This window comes from Paenibacillus roseus (genome assembly GCF_016424485.1).
GTDB classification, from domain to species: Bacteria; Bacillota; Bacilli; order Paenibacillales; family Paenibacillaceae; genus Paenibacillus_D; species Paenibacillus_D roseus.
The window spans coordinates 366,451-381,288 of the sequence record NZ_JAELUP010000103.1 but is presented as its reverse complement, the minus strand read 5'-3'; the positions used below and the strand labels follow the sequence as shown (position 1 = coordinate 381,288).

The following is a 14,838-nucleotide window of genomic DNA, read 5'->3' as shown; positions in this document are numbered from 1 at the left end:
CAAAAGATACACCTCGCTATAAATGTTTAATGCTTTCTATATTTAATTTAGATTTAATAAGAGGATTCGCAAAAAGAGAGTTTTCCGTGCATTCTAAATGATATTGCCTTAACACCTCAGTATCCTTAAGTAAATTGCCCGTAAGAATACACACTGCTGTCTCGTCCCGATGAATTTGTCCGGATTCACAGAGTTTTTTGAGTCCGGCAACCGTAGAAGCTGATGCAGGCTCACATCCTATTCCACTTTGATCAATGACAGCCTTGGCATTAAGAATCTCATCATCAGTAACGGATACTGTAATCCCATTGGTTGCATTCAAAGTATTTCTTGCTTTTTTCCAGCTAGGCGGATTACCGATATTTAGTGCAGAAGCCACTGTTTTAGGCTGAAGTTCCGGTTGCAGTTCATTTTTATTCTTACTTATCATCTGATGAAAAGGGCTTGCTCCCTCCGCTTGAACGACTGCGACACGGGGCAGCCTATTGATGAATCCAAGTTCATACAAATCCCCAAGTCCTTTTCCTAGAGCAGATACGTTACTGAGCGCACCACCCGGAACTACAATCCAATCCGGCAATTCCCAACGGAGGTACTGTGCGATTTCATAAATAATACTTTTTTGCCCTTCAATGCGAAATGGGTTAATTGAATTGCAAATGTACAGGCCTAATTCTCCGCTATACTTTTCCAAAAAATCGATTCCTTGGTCATAGGTGCCTTCAAAAGCAATGACTTTAGCTCCATACGAAATGGTCTGCAATACTTTATTTAGCGAAATATTTTTATCTGGAACAAATACATATGACTGACTATTCGTGAGTGAACTATACATTGCGAGAGAGGAAGACGTATTGCCAGTTGAGGTACAGGTAAATTTATCAAGCCCCAGCGATTTGCCATGAGACACCGCAACTACCATGCCGTTATCTTTAAAGGAACCGCTTGGATTTTCGCTTTGTGATTTCAACCATATCTTTTTAATACCAACGTATTGATTGACTCTCTCTATATCATACAGACCTGTATTGCCTTCATTTTTTGTGATAAGGAACCTGTCTTCAAGTTCAGGAAAAATAAGTTCTTTGTAACGCCAAACCCCACTTGCATAGGGAGTCATTCTATCGGATAATCGTTGTTCAAATTTACGTTTCAAATACTCTGAATCCAAAAACTTAAAATCTTGTTCAATTTCTAAAAGTCCACCACAACTACAAGCGTACTTAAAATCACTTATAGAATACCGACTATCACAATCTATACAATGTAACTGCATCGCTCCGCTCCTTAAAGCCTTATTTAAAAGTGACTAAAGTTGAACTGTACTTGTCTTCCTGGCGCCTCATTTCAAACATGCCTTGGAGTTCAAATACTTCTTGCATTGTGGAAATATCGAGCTCCACACCTGCAGTATTGCCTTCTTTAAGGATCCGATCAAACGTTTCTTTCATCGCTTTAATTGAACTACGCAATCCGTGATTTGCATAAATAACCACCTGGATTCCATAATTAGTAATTTGATCTACATCAAGTGTAGGATATGTTGTTGGAACGATAACAATAGGAGCCGATCCGTTATAAGACTCAACAAAAGCGACAATTTCATGCGGGTCCTTTTGCTTGGAATGAATCAGTATTGCATCTGCACCAGCCTCTTCATAGGCATAAGCTCTATTCAGCGCCTCTTGTAAGCCCTGCCCTGCAATTAAAGCTTCAATTCTTGCTATGACTACAAAATTGGGATCCATTTGTGTATCTTTTGCAGCACGGATTTTCCCTGCAAACTCTTCAATTGGAGTCAGTTTTTGGGGCCCATCTACAAAACTGTTTAATTTGGGGAATTGCTTGTCCTCAATACAAATTCCTGCCATACCATTTCTCTCGTATTCCTTTACCATTCTTATTACGTTATTAACGTTTCCATATCCGGAATCACAGTCGCAAATAATAGGAATTGAGGTTGCCTGATTCATTGAAATCGCTGCTTGCAAGTTCTCTGTCATTGTTAAAATATTGGCATCCGGAACAGAATGAGTTGCTGATATTTCAAGTCCGCTTGCCCATATGGCATCAAAGCCTGCTTGTTCCGCAAGTTTGGCGCTCAATCCGTTGTGTGCCCCCATTACACGAATTAATTTTTTTGAATCAAGAAGTTCTCTCAGTGTTTTCGTTTTCATTCCAAATTCCCCCTATATGTTCTATGGCTTTATTTATATAAGAAACGTCTACCTTTGGCGGGCGCAACTTCCCAAGTTCTCGTGAAATTTCTAAAGGATGAACAGATGGAATTTCCTGAACTGACTGGATAATTTTATCGTAAAAATAATAATGGATGTTACTAATACCACAAATAATTTCAGGCGTAGAAATTTTCATCGGTTGATCCAGAACATGATTGAGCACATAGTCAGCCGTCTCAATCGCCGGTTGTACGACATAATTCGTTCCAAAGTGTCCCCAATGAGAAAGGGCACTAACAAATTGCTCTGTTGGTAAATTGCCTGCTCCTCTGGCCATGCCACAAAACGAGGTATCAATATAAGTTGCACCGGAACGTATTGCCTGAAGTGCATTAGCAAAAGCAAGTCCCAAATTATTATGACCGTGGAAGCCCACCGCACAGTGAGATGAATTTTTGATAACAGTAATGTATTCATCTATACATGTTGGCGTCATGGATCCAAATGAATCTGCCAAATAAAATACATCTGCCCCACACAGGGTTGCTTTTTGGGCGATTTTAGCTGCTTCTTGTGAATCAACATAACTTGCTGCCATTAGATTCATACTCACTTGAAAGCCGCGGTTTTTCAAAGAAGCAATATACGGATATACATCCTCTGCATTATGTGGATAGGAGGCAAGGCGTATCATAGAGACTGTACCTGTACCAAGGTCCATCAATTGATCTAACTGGCATACTGAGGGGACTACCATAACTGCAATTTTAGAATGAATCGTTTTGGGGAGTTGTTTCAAAAAATTAATCGTGCAGTCAGACGTTTTACCTTGAAAAGAGGATTTATTACTGCTTGATCCTCCTACATATCCCACTTCAATATAGTCAGCACGACACCCATCTAACCCTTCTATTATTTTTTGTATGGCTTGATCACTGAAATTCCAGTTGTTCAAGTTTCCTCCATCTCGAAGAGTACAGTCAATGAGATGAATACTCATGCTCTCCCCCCTTTAAAGCGACAGAAAAACGAGAAAGAATCTCTTGTGGAGTCCACTCTACCCGCTTTCCAATTTTTTCAGTACGAGGATCAATTTTAATATGAACAAGCAGTGGCCCCTCTGGTGGCAGTGCTTGCTGCCAATCCAAATGACTTTCAATTTTCACTCCGTGTTTATATCCCATAGAAAGCACAGCAGTTGTCATTCCGTCCATTCCAATAGTTCGTTGTCCTCCCGTGCTCTCATGCATGCCGTTATCAAGTACGACATGAACTAGATTGGATGGTTTTTGTTCTCCAATCATTGCCGCGGCACCTAGATTCATCAAAAAAGAACCATCACCATCCAAAATAAGGATTTGCTTCTCAGGATTAGTGACTGCAAGACCAAGTGCGACTGGTGCTGCAATCCCCATGGAACCTACCATATAAAAATGTTCACTTCGGTCCTTAATATTGTATAAATCTCTGCTAATATGCCCACAAGTACTGATCACATACGAGAACGGGAATCTTTCGAGCACGAGCCTGATTGCTTCATCTTTTCGCATTGTATCACTCCTTAAATCTCATCCTTGATAAGTAAGGCAACAGGTCTGCTCGTAGCCTCAATTAGCCCAACGGCCTCAAGAAGCGCCTGTTCAGGTTGATTTTCTGTAAGTTCAATGTGAGGGATTTCTACAGCATCGAGCAGATGTGTCAGTCTCGCCCCTATGATGTCGTGCTCTACTGCGTCATTCCCATAGGCCCCTCTCCAACTGACGATAAGAAGAATAGGAAGGTCATAAATCATATTAAAAGAGGTCAAAACGTTCAAACTGTATCCAAGTCCGGAATTTTGCATCAGAACAGCACTTTTGTGTCCTGAGATAACAAAACCTGATGCAACACCAACCGCAGAGTCCTCTCTTACTGCTGGTATATAACGAACTTGCGAATTTTCATCTTGCTCTAGTAATGAAAACAGTCCTTTCAGCAGGGAACAGGGCACTCCTGTAAAGTGACGATAACCGTTCTCTTTCAAGACAGACAGGATTACCTCTGACATTGTACGGACTATGGGTTGATTCAATGATATTCATCCTCTCTTCAATATTTTGCACTACAAAATATGCACCCGCAAAATTGTTTACCCCCCTGCCCCTTGATATTTATTAGCACCATACATCCAAAACCGGTAGGCCAGATATAAACTCAAAGGCCCGATTACAAGTGCCGTAATACCAAGAATCTTGTTTGTTAATAAACTATCCTCAAATATATAGAGGCTAGGATAATAATTAATCATCGCAAGAGGAATTATCCAGGTTAGAATAATTTGCAATAGCGTTCCATATACAGAAATGGGATAAGCAATAAACTCCTTCAACTTAAAGAAAATGGAGAATAAATATTGTACCCTGAGAAAAATAAAGGATAACGAACCAATTACAATTAATCCCGCCGCTTGTAAGAGCGAACCACTAATAATAGCAAGTAGCAGATAGATGGCTTTATATAGCGTCCAGGTTATATCTGCTTGGGATATTGACCATATGAGGACAACTGAGGAAATTAATATGTGAGCGATATACCCGATATTGAATAAATTTGCGAGAAAGTAAAGAAACGGGGATAACGGCTTGGTAAGATACATATCAAAATTTCCATTCACAATAATCTGATCAAGTCCGACCATTGGTGTATAAGTAAATGAAGCTCCTATTGCATAAGTAAGGAGATTTAAGCTATAGAGGAAGGCAATTTCCGTCCAGTCCCATCCTTGTATCGTATTGAAGTTTTGTAACAGCAACCATATAACCAAGTAATTGGCAGCATAACCTACAACTTGACCAACTACACCGATTGTAAATGCCCCTCGATACTCCATACGGGATTTAATAACTAATGTCACAAAGTATGAAAACAAACGAATGTTCATTAAATACCACCCTTAAATATATTGCCTTATCCGCCTTGTATCACTAATCTCCTGATCGCTCTCCACCAGAGAAGTTGAGCGACAAACCATAACATTAATGCCCACATCGTCCCCTTTCCTATAATCCATACAATCTCATCTATATTTATTTTTTCCATGTATATAGCCGCTGGTATAAATCCTAAAAACTGAAATGGTAACATCTCTGCAACGAATTTCCAACCGTCAGAAAAAAACCATAATGGCAAGAACGAACCCGAAAAGACAGTGATTAATGCAGTAACCATCCAATCTAACGCAAATGTTGTTAAAAACCAAAATGATACTAGGGCAACCAAGTAACCAATTAAAAATGAGATGACCAGAGCTAAAAATAAACTTATGATAAATGCCACAATGAAATAAGGATTTGTGGGGAAAGTAAGTCCGAATAAGAACCATGTGATTAAAATTGTCGGAACGACGGTAAAAATAACTTGAAATATTACATTACCTAGTTGATCCCAAAACAAGAGCAGCGGGTAGTTAATAGGTTTTAACAAATCTAATGTAATATTTCCAGTCTTTAATTTGTCATCTACAACATAAATTACCTTGTTCATTAAAATCATAGAGACAGATGTATTTATAAGAGAGTAGGTAATCATCGTTTCAATATTGATTCCATTCAAAGAACCTGTCCCGAGTAATGCTGTCCATATTGAAACTTGAATAAATACAATGGAAATATTTCCGAAAATTCTTAACCAGACTTCTGAACGATATGCTGTATTGCGAAAAAATGCTTTTTTGGTAATTTCGGAATAGGATCTCATCATTAATAAATCACACTCAACTTCTCTTGTTTGGTCATTTGAGTACTATTATCTTTCTCTAAACTTCGGTAGTACATCCGAATAATATCCTCAATGTTAGAATCCTGCAAAACAAAATCCTTGATCGGATATCTCTTTGAAAGATTTTGAACAAAGTCAATCGCAGAATCCAAACCCTTGTCGATTCTGAAAGTCTTTCTTATGCCAGAATCGTTAACTAACACAGCATTTTCTAATACCACAGCATCTCCTGGATCCACTACAAATTCTATAGTAATTATTTTACTGGCTGACAGATTGGACTTTAATTGCTCAACCGTTCCATCATAAATAAGTTCCCCCTTGTTTACGATCAACATCCTTCCGCATATTTCTTCAATATCCTTCATATCATGAGAAGTCAAGAAGATGGATATTTTACGTTCCCGATTCATTTGCCGAATAAAATTTCTGATGTTATCTTTAGCAATGACATCCAGTCCAATGGTCGGTTCATCTAAAAAAACGATATCCGGATTATGCAGCAGCGCCAGCCCGATTTCCGCTCTCATCCGTTGACCGAGACTTAGTTGTCTTACAGGGCGCGTAATGAATTCTTTAAGGTTCAATAAATCCAAAAAGATGTCCATATTTTTTTGATAATCTTTGTCTTGAATATTGTAAATTCGCCTATGCAGTTCAAAGGAATCTTCAACCGGGAGATCCCACCACAATTGACTCCTTTGGCCGAAAACAATACCGATTCTCTTTGCAATTTCTTGACGGCTCTTATGTGGGACAAGATGATTTACTGTGACTTTGCCTGAAGTCGGGACCAGTATCCCGGTAAGCATTTTAATCATTGTTGATTTACCAGCACCATTTGGACCCAAATATCCAATTGCTTCACCTTGCTCAATAGAAAATGAGATATTGTCAACCGCTTTTACAATTGTATGTTCTCTTGAAAATAAATTTTTTATTGTTCCAATAACGCCTGATGCACGGTTAAATTGTTTATATTCTTTTGAAAGACCCTCCACATAGATCATGAATACATCACCTCACCAATGTTAAACTCGAATTAATGTTGGAGAAAGCCAAAAGCTTTTGTCCGTGTAACCGTCGGAACTAATAACATGATATATTCCACCGTAAATTCTCTCTTTAATAATGATCTTGTACGCTAGTATGCCTTCACGAAAGCTTTTTTTAATTTCAGAAAGCGGGATTTGTACTCGTATCTCTAAATCTCCCGCCTGTTCAATGTTTCCACCATTGCATAAATTAGTCCGTATGACTCCATCCTGTTTAACGAATGAAAACGTATGTAAATCTAAAATATCGCTCTCTATGCAAGGGTCTACCGTATTCAATATAACTTCCCAATCATACTCTGATTGTCCGAGCTCCAGGGGTACATAAATGTTAAAGTTCAAATGGGTTGTATCCACTAGCGGAAGATAATAAAGCTTATAATCGTGTTTATTATTTTGTACATATAAGTATTCTTTGGGGGAAATGGATTCTGAGGTAAGTTCATTTGCATCATATGCGTTTCTTGCATTTTTGGAATGCTCTTCACTGTAGCATATCCTTTTTAAATTTTTGAAAATTTCTGCTTCGCGCTCTGCATTGCTTTTGAATAACCGTTCCTTTAAAGGAGCCTCCCATATTAATGGAAGTCTATTTTTATTTTTAGAATGATCCAATTTACCAGCAATATCTTGTGCTATAGGTTGTCCAAACAGACCATTAAGATCATCAAAAATAGGAATAATAATATCCGACATATTGAAACTGGACGCCTTTTGTAATACTTCGTCCCACTTTATCTTTTGGTTGTAATTTTTTATAAACAACCCTAACTCAAAATACTTCCCTAATTTGGGTCCACGATGGTACCAATTCGCATCTGTATAAATACTTTCAACTAAATGCAATAATGTATGTTCGAGGCTTAATGTCTTAATTTTACTCCCGTTAATGATCAGATACTCATTTTCATCCAAAAAGCGGTTAATATGCTTAGAAGTGATTGTAGTGTGTATATATCGTTGAAGCTCCAGGGTAATGTAATCATTGCCTACCTTTTTATAATATTCAAAGTATTCATGATGGTTCAAATCCTTTAATATTGGGTAAGGCAATATATCAGGGTTATTAAAATCCAAACTATAAATATCTTCCTTCCCGCACGCTTGAAAGTATCCTTTAGCTTTGAGTTCCCTGTCTATCTCCTCTACACTCGTTTCTCGAATAAGTGTATCTATATCCCCGGCCACACGGTAGTACGGGTCATTATAGAGGAGTTGTGACAAGATAATACCTTTCACAAAAATCATATCATTCCCTGTTTCCGAAAGAGCTGACATTTCTTGAATAATATCATGATTTTTTTTTCTTATATCCTCATTCTTTTTTTGAAACAAATTTCGATAAGAATCAGGAATATAATTAAGCAACTCATTGTAAGCCAAATGAAACATCCTTTGTTCAATCGACAAATTATATAATTTTTCCCAGTCTAAACTTTCCGATAGATACTCCTTATCAAATGCCTGGTCATTCAAATATTGAATAGTTATATTTAGCAACAATTCTCTTTCTATATGTTTGATGTCCATTAGCTCATTCACCTCTAATAAAATGACTTTATTTTCTGAAAATTTAGTTTAGGATAGCTGGAACACAAAAAAGCTAACTTCTCGTTCTGCTATCCGATGTTCATTCAAGTTCTGTGGCTTGACGCAGCGGTTGAGAGGTGAAACAATCGTATATAAGGCTTCAAGTAAAACCGAGAACATTATGCACAGGACCTTTTCCTAAATTGTAACGATAAAGGATAATATTAACTATATTCTATTTAATATAACCCATAGTTGCGAACCATTTCTAGTAGTTAAATCAACTAAAAATTATACAAATCAACGAAAGCCCATTTTTATACATAAATTATATTTTTATGAATTTCCCTGAAACTTCATACCTTCTATCAGCATTGTCATCACCAGTTTCATTTACGAATAGGTCTTGCTTTTGCCTCTCTCCTTCACTCCAGATAGGCTGAAACAAAAAAACTGCACCTCCAAATGTTATTGATATCTAACATTTGGAGGGCAATCCACTAGGGATAAGCTAGTGTACGGTCACTTTTTTCCGCCGTCCCCCGCCTGCTGCCGATACATGATCGTCAGAATCCGCCAGAAATCATTGCTCCCGGTCTTCGTATCGAAATAAGGGGCAAAGTATTCCGCCGCATCCTTCGCCCAGCTCGGGGCCTCGATATCCTCTATCCGCCCAAAACGGGCAAGCGCCGCCTCAATCCGTTTAACCCCGTCTTCAAGTCTCGCAAGTCTTTCGTCCTGCTCCAGGTCCTTCGCCACTTTGGCCGCCTCCTCTGCTGCTTGCTGGTCATACCGCTTCAAATTGTACGTTCCAATCAATTGAATCAGCTTGGCCGCATACTGCGGGTCCGTTGCATAACCCGAAGCCTGCAGCCCCTTGGCCTGTCCTTCCAAAGACGTACTGCTGCGCACTTGTTCATACCTCGCATTCTGAAATAGCAACTCCTGATCTTTATAAAAATCATAAACGCTATCATAGGCCCGGAATGCTGCTGTGATGTTGACCGTCACTCCGTTGTAAACCTCCCATGTTCCCTGGTTGACAACCTTTCCGCGCCAATACGCATTGGGAACGCCATTGCCCACCTTGTATCCGCCCAAATTATTCGTAGGCGGAATTTTGCCGCCAGTCTCCAGGATGTTCTGGGCCAGCCTGACTGACGGGAACAATGACGCCCCCTCTTTCCTGACCCGAATCGCAATTGGAGCGAGCAGCGCAATAAATTCCTCTCTTGTCACCGGACTCCCACCTCCTTGCCTAACCCGACTTGTCCGCCTGCACTATAATGTATGAAAACCAGACAAGCCGGCAACGGCAGTTGTCCAACGCTCCATGCCCTTTCTCGCTTAGCCCGCAGGGAAATAGGAAAATGCGACTTTGGTCATGCACAATTCGTGCAACCTTATTTTTCATAAACGCGTCTACAACAATAGCTGCAGCAAAATACAACAAAGAGGTGAACCAGAGTGAAAAGAAAAGTATTGATGGTCATGCTGGTAGCCCTCGCAGGCTTGATCGGCATTACACAGTCTGCCTGGGCCTTCAGCGATACGAAGGGAAGCTCTTACCGGGCGGAAATTGACGGACTCAAGAAACTGGGAATTATTAACGGAGACAAGCACAACAAGTTTAAACCCGGAGAGAACCTGACCAACGCTGAGGCTGTCGCATTAATTGTTAAAGGTCTGAAACTGAATATCGATACTATTCGTTTTATTAAAGCTCCGCTAGTTACAGATTATTACACTAAAGCCAAAGACAACACGTGGTACTCCCAGGCATTCATTATTGCACAGTATAACGGGCTGGAACTGCCTAAGGACATTGATCCCTCCGCAAAAATAAGCCGCGAGCAATTCGCCCATTATTTGTTGAAGGGAATTGAACACCATGGAGCGTACATGTTCCCGGCCATCTACATCAACATTCAAGATGAAAATGATATTGCCAAAGCATATAAAGACAGTATCCAGAAGGTACTAATTGCGAAGATTGCCGCCCTGGATAAAAAGGACAATTTCTATCCGAAAGCAACGATCAAGCGCGGGGAAGCTGCCGGATGGGTATACCGGGCCATTCAATTTGTAGACTCTACTCCTGCCGCACCTGAAAAGCCGGAAACGCCAGCCGACAATCTGAACCTGCGTCATGAAATAAAAGCGGTCAACAAAGAAGTGAATGAAATCAAAATTACAGGAACTGTCGGTCATCCTGGATATGGACTGCGCGTGTCGGACATTCATTTCAAGGATAAAGAGGCCATCATTGAGGTCGAACTGATCCAGCCTGATCCGGACCGCATGTACCCGCAGGTTATTACAGATGTAACCATTTCTACCTATGTAAGCAGCGGGTACAGCATTAAGCTTGTTGCGAAATCCTGATCAGCCTTCGGACATATCCACCAAAAATACAAACAAAAGCGACCCTGACCGGTCGCTTTTTTGGATTCACTCGGCGTATAATGATAGTGAGGCGTTTTTAGTTATATACCAGTAACTACCATCTGTTTAAGTCTGTTGAATCATTTTAAAATTAGATGTTGCGGTTTGAAACCACCGCTTGATCTTGCTCGTATTAATGGTTACAAACCAACAACCCCTTGAGGAGGAACCATCCATGTCAATTTTCAAAAGACTGCGTGATTTGACCTTGTCCAATGTATATGCATTGATCGAGAAAGCAGAGGATCCAATCAAGCTTACAGACCAATATATAAGAGATATGCAGGCAGATCTGGAGGATGCAGAGAAAGCGGTCGCTTCCCAGATTGCCCTGGAGAAGAAATTCAAGCTTCTGTATGAGGATCAAGCAGCGCTTGTAGAGAAGCGCAATGAACAGGCTCATCTGGCTGCGCAGGCGCAGAACATTGATCTCGCCCGCCGCGCGCTGGAAGAAAAGAAGGCTGCCGAGCAGAAAATGAATGAATACAAGGCCAGCTATGATCAAAACAAGGCATCCGCTGACAATCTCCGCGCCAAGCTGGAAGAGATGCGCAAGCAGCTCGTTGAGATGAAGAACAAGCGCGAGACACTGGTAGCCCGCTACAATGCGGCCAAAGCCCAGCAGGAAATCAACAAGGCAATGTCCGGATTCAATTCGGATTCCGCTACTTCCGGTCTGAAACGCATGGAGGAAAAAATGCTTCAAATGGAAGCCCAGGCCGAAGCCAGCAATGAACTGAACACCAAGGAGCGTTCGCTCGATGAAGAGTTTGCCGCGCTTGGCAAAGACAAAGCCGTTGAAGACGAGCTCGCCGCCCTGCTCAAACAGTACGAAAATAAATAATGTGCAACACCCGCGCATGTAAAGCACCGCCGCTTCGGTTCCTCAAAAGCTAACCGACCTTTGAACCGGGCGGCGTTTTTTTAATGCTTTCATATGGCTTTTAAGGTTAAAAACGTATAATCTTATCGATCTGGAGGCTAGATCATGTCATTGATTGATTTATTGCGAATTCCGGTTTGGACGGGGTTTGCAGCTGTCCTATTATTCATTATTATGCTGCTGGACTCGCTGTTTACCCGCTATAGCGATTTTCAGGAAATGAAGTCCGGGAATGTCGCGGTCACGACACGTTTTGTCATGAAGCTGCTGGCCCAGGCATTCATTTTATTCCAATCCATCACCAAGTCCAGCCTGATGTGGGAAGCGTTTCTGATTACGATCGTCTCCTTCGTTGTTTTACTTATTATGGAGTCGCTATTCCGATTCATTTTGGATAAAAGCATCGGCCTGCGGCTGGATCAAGGAATTCGTGAAGGCAAGATCGCTTACGCCCTACTCGCCGGATCGGTCCATATTGCCGGAGCTCTCATCATTGGTGCGATTTAATCAGGAGGTTGAAGCAAACGATGAGCTTATGGAAACGGGTTAAAAATCTAATAGCCAAGCCTGAGCCGGTACAGCAGGAGAAAAGCCCGCTCACCTTAGGCCCTGGAGATGTGTGCGAGGTTTCCCTCGTCACCTATGAGGTCATCGGGAGCGTACAGAATCGCCAGCGCAGTTCAGTCATGCTTACACTGCGCGACGGCGCGCTGATTCGGTATTTATCTATTGAAGAGCGGGAAAATACCGTCTACGCCCTCTATACCCCGATCGACGGACGGCTGGATAACATGCATGAAATCCCGACGGTTCTCGAGCTGGATGACTGCACCTATCATATGGAGGAACAGTACGAAGGCATGACTACAGCAAACGGCAAGACACCATTCCATACAGGCGGAGAACAGTCTGTCTGGCAGTATCAGGCCGATAACTTCAAGCTGCTGCGCATTGAATGGCAGGACGGAAGGTTTATGCTCTATGAGGGAGAGACTATCATCACGGCAGACGTGCGTGTCATTCGGGGACGTTAAAGAGAAAGGAGCGAGTAAGATGAAGTCACTCCTTCATGGCATCAAATATGCGCTAATCTTCAGCTTTTTGTTCCCACTGCTTGCCGGATGCTCGATCCAGGACAATATCCAGGAGCAGTATCCGCTGGAATCCGTGAACGGCTCCGGTTCTCAGACTTCCTATGTGTACCGGGCTGCAAACTCTACTGTACCGGAGACAGCCGATGCCCTGATCAAGCAGCGGAAGCCGCAGGAACAATCGCCGGCAGACAATGAGCGGATGTTTCTTGTCTATGATAAAGAAATCATTCATCTGCAGAGGGATTCCCAAAATTCTGAGGACACACTGGTTGAGGTAGATTCCAAGGAATATGTAAGGCAAAATTACAGTTCCAACTTCCTGCAAGGCTATCTGGTCGGAAGTTTGATCCGCGATTTATTCGATAACGGACGCTATAACGGCGGCGACTACCGAGGATATACATCAAAAGATATCTACAAGCCGCAGAAGGGCAGCTATCGCGCTCCAACGCAGGAAGATAAGAAGAAGGCTCCCCCTGTCACAGTAAATCGTACAGGCTCCATCTTCAAGCGTTCCAAAGACGCTGACACTTCCTTCGATCGCAAGACGCCGCCTGCCGCAACGAACCCTTCCAAGGGGAAAATTACACGCAATACCGATTCTTCCTCCGGCGGCCTGTTCTCCAAACCAAAGGTGGGCAAGCAGCCAGCCTCTTCCGGCAGTTGGCTCTCGAAGCCGAAGATCAGCAAACCGAAGGTCAAAATAGGCAGCGGCCGTGTTTTCCGGCGAAGGTAAACAAGACCACTTGCAAGCCGCTACTCAATCTGCCAATCGATCGGCTGGCTGCCGATCGATTGCAGAAAGGCATTCGCTCTGGAAAACGGACGGCTCCCGAAAAACCCCCGATGCGCGGCAAACGGGCTCGGATGAGCCGAAGCGATAATGCAATGCCGATTGCGATCAATACGAGCCGCTTTATCCTGGGCGTGCTTGCCCCACAGAATAAACACCAGCGGTTTCTCCCTCTGATTGAGCATCTCGATAATCCGGTCCGTAAACCTCTCCCACCCTTTCCCCTGATGCGAATTGGCATTTCCAGCCTGAACCGTCAGTACCGTATTAAGCAGCAGTACGCCTTGTTCCGCCCATGACACTAGCGAACCATGATCCGGAATGGAACAACCCAGGTCTTCCTTTAGTTCCTTATATATATTTTGCAGGGACGGCGGTATGCGGACTCCCTTTTGTACAGAAAAGCTGAGGCCATGAGCCTGTCCGGGACCGTGGTACGGGTCTTGTCCAATAATAATGACCTTCGTATTCCCATACGACGTATGATGAAGAGCGTTATAGATATCATGCATGTCCGGGTAAATCTTCTTCGTTTTGTACTCATGCGCCAGAAAGGTGCGCAGTTCCTTATAATATTCTTGTTCCAGTTCGGCTTGCAGGTGCTCCAGCCAGTCATTGCGAAAAATAATTGCCATCAGAATAAGCCTCCCAAATATTAAGCGCGCCTAATGCTTGAACTTGAAAAAAAAAGTCACTAGTTTTATTATAGTTCATACGCGATTTGGCAACAATAAAACTAGCGGACTTATTGACACATAAGCTGAAAAAAGTTATGCTTACTAAGCATTTGTTAATCTAATTGAATAGGTGGGACAATATGACCTTTAAACCGGTTATAAAAGAAATCGTCGCTTCTGACCGCAATGAAGAGAATGGCTTGCATCAATTCGTTGTAACGCTGACCAATCAAGCTAAATGCCGCTTGTTCTTCAGCAAAAACCCGGATTGGAAAATTATTGGCGTTAACCGCCTGCTCAATATGCCATGCCCGATTTGCCGTAAAGATTACTACTGCAACTGCATGAGCAACTATGCTTCCGATTTCGAACAGCAAATCATCGAGCAGAATCCCCTCTAATCATAAAAATGGAGGCCGCTGGGC

At 42.0% G+C, this 14,838-nt stretch carries 17 protein-coding genes; 6 read left to right on the top strand and 11 right to left on the bottom strand.

The window, feature by feature from the left end; genetic code table 11:
• Positions 1 to 16: 16 nt before the first annotated feature.
• From thrC to JFN88_RS18560, 10 genes are all read right to left on the bottom strand, one after another.
• Positions 17 to 1,276: a threonine synthase gene (thrC, locus tag JFN88_RS18605; RefSeq protein ID WP_199020785.1), complete on the bottom strand. Its 1,260-nt coding sequence runs from the start codon at positions 1,274 to 1,276 to the stop codon at positions 17 to 19.
• A 19-nt stretch (positions 1,277 to 1,295) separates the two neighbouring features.
• A complete protein-coding gene (gene aepX, locus JFN88_RS18600) occupies positions 1,296 to 2,177 on the bottom strand; it encodes a phosphoenolpyruvate mutase (RefSeq protein WP_199020784.1) in 882 nt (293 codons plus the stop codon).
• The gene (locus JFN88_RS18595) at positions 2,146 to 3,180 is read right to left on the bottom strand and encodes a hydroxymethylglutaryl-CoA lyase-like TIM-barrel protein (RefSeq protein ID WP_199020783.1); all 1,035 of its coding nucleotides are present in this window, start codon (positions 3,178 to 3,180) and stop codon (positions 2,146 to 2,148) included. The genes aepX and JFN88_RS18595 overlap by 32 nt, the downstream gene beginning before the upstream one ends.
• Complete coding sequence (locus JFN88_RS18590) at positions 3,161 to 3,730, bottom strand: thiamine pyrophosphate-dependent enzyme (protein WP_199020782.1); 570 nt, start codon at positions 3,728 to 3,730, stop codon at positions 3,161 to 3,163. Before JFN88_RS18590 ends, JFN88_RS18595 begins: the two co-directional genes overlap by 20 nt.
• An 11-nt stretch (positions 3,731 to 3,741) precedes the next feature.
• Positions 3,742 to 4,251, bottom strand: a complete 510-nt coding sequence (locus tag JFN88_RS18585; RefSeq protein ID WP_233168038.1) for a thiamine pyrophosphate-binding protein — start codon at positions 4,249 to 4,251, stop codon at positions 3,742 to 3,744.
• 57 nt (positions 4,252 to 4,308) lie between these two features.
• On the bottom strand, positions 4,309 to 5,100 hold the full coding sequence (locus JFN88_RS18580) for an ABC transporter permease (RefSeq protein WP_199020781.1): 792 nt from the start codon (positions 5,098 to 5,100) through the stop codon (positions 4,309 to 4,311).
• A 26-nt stretch (positions 5,101 to 5,126) separates the two neighbouring features.
• Entirely contained in the window at positions 5,127 to 5,918 is a 792-nt protein-coding gene (locus JFN88_RS18575) for an ABC transporter permease (RefSeq protein ID WP_199020780.1), read from the bottom strand.
• Positions 5,918 to 6,946: an ABC transporter ATP-binding protein gene (locus tag JFN88_RS18570; protein ID WP_199020779.1), complete on the bottom strand. Its 1,029-nt coding sequence runs from the start codon at positions 6,944 to 6,946 to the stop codon at positions 5,918 to 5,920. The genes JFN88_RS18575 and JFN88_RS18570 overlap by 1 nt, the downstream gene beginning before the upstream one ends.
• Before the next feature lie 21 nt (positions 6,947 to 6,967).
• Positions 6,968 to 8,521 (bottom strand): nucleotidyltransferase family protein, encoded by a 1,554-nt coding sequence (locus JFN88_RS18565; protein ID WP_199020778.1) that lies wholly within the window; start codon positions 8,519 to 8,521, stop codon positions 6,968 to 6,970.
• Between the two features lie 522 nt (positions 8,522 to 9,043).
• Positions 9,044 to 9,760, bottom strand: coding sequence for a glycoside hydrolase family 73 protein (locus JFN88_RS18560; protein WP_199020777.1), 717 nt, complete (start codon positions 9,758 to 9,760; stop codon positions 9,044 to 9,046).
• A gap of 228 nt (positions 9,761 to 9,988) precedes the next feature.
• Here JFN88_RS18560 and JFN88_RS18555 point away from each other — a divergent pair, with 228 nt between their 5' ends.
• The 5 genes from JFN88_RS18555 to JFN88_RS18535 all read left to right on the top strand — a co-directional run bounded on the left by JFN88_RS18555 (position 9,989) and on the right by JFN88_RS18535 (position 13,679).
• The gene (locus JFN88_RS18555; RefSeq protein WP_199020776.1) at positions 9,989 to 10,906 is read left to right on the top strand and encodes an S-layer homology domain-containing protein; all 918 of its coding nucleotides are present in this window, start codon (positions 9,989 to 9,991) and stop codon (positions 10,904 to 10,906) included.
• A gap of 235 nt (positions 10,907 to 11,141) precedes the next feature.
• Positions 11,142 to 11,810, top strand: coding sequence for a PspA/IM30 family protein (locus tag JFN88_RS18550; protein ID WP_199020775.1), 669 nt, complete (start codon positions 11,142 to 11,144; stop codon positions 11,808 to 11,810).
• A 144-nt stretch (positions 11,811 to 11,954) separates the two neighbouring features.
• A complete protein-coding gene (locus tag JFN88_RS18545) occupies positions 11,955 to 12,356 on the top strand; it encodes a DUF350 domain-containing protein (RefSeq protein ID WP_199020774.1) in 402 nt (133 codons plus the stop codon).
• A 20-nt stretch (positions 12,357 to 12,376) separates the two neighbouring features.
• Positions 12,377 to 12,883, top strand: a complete 507-nt coding sequence (locus JFN88_RS18540) for a DUF4178 domain-containing protein (protein ID WP_199020773.1) — start codon at positions 12,377 to 12,379, stop codon at positions 12,881 to 12,883.
• A gap of 19 nt (positions 12,884 to 12,902) precedes the next feature.
• Entirely contained in the window at positions 12,903 to 13,679 is a 777-nt protein-coding gene (locus tag JFN88_RS18535) for a DUF4247 domain-containing protein (protein ID WP_199020772.1), read from the top strand.
• Between the two features lie 20 nt (positions 13,680 to 13,699).
• On the opposite strand, the gene JFN88_RS18530 is transcribed toward JFN88_RS18535, so the two are convergent.
• Positions 13,700 to 14,371, bottom strand: coding sequence for a uracil-DNA glycosylase (locus JFN88_RS18530; protein WP_199020771.1), 672 nt, complete (start codon positions 14,369 to 14,371; stop codon positions 13,700 to 13,702).
• 182 nt (positions 14,372 to 14,553) lie between these two features.
• Between JFN88_RS18530 and JFN88_RS18525 the strand changes: the two genes are divergently transcribed.
• Positions 14,554 to 14,814: a hypothetical protein gene (locus JFN88_RS18525; protein WP_199020770.1), complete on the top strand. Its 261-nt coding sequence runs from the start codon at positions 14,554 to 14,556 to the stop codon at positions 14,812 to 14,814.
• Positions 14,815 to 14,838 lie beyond the last annotated feature (24 nt).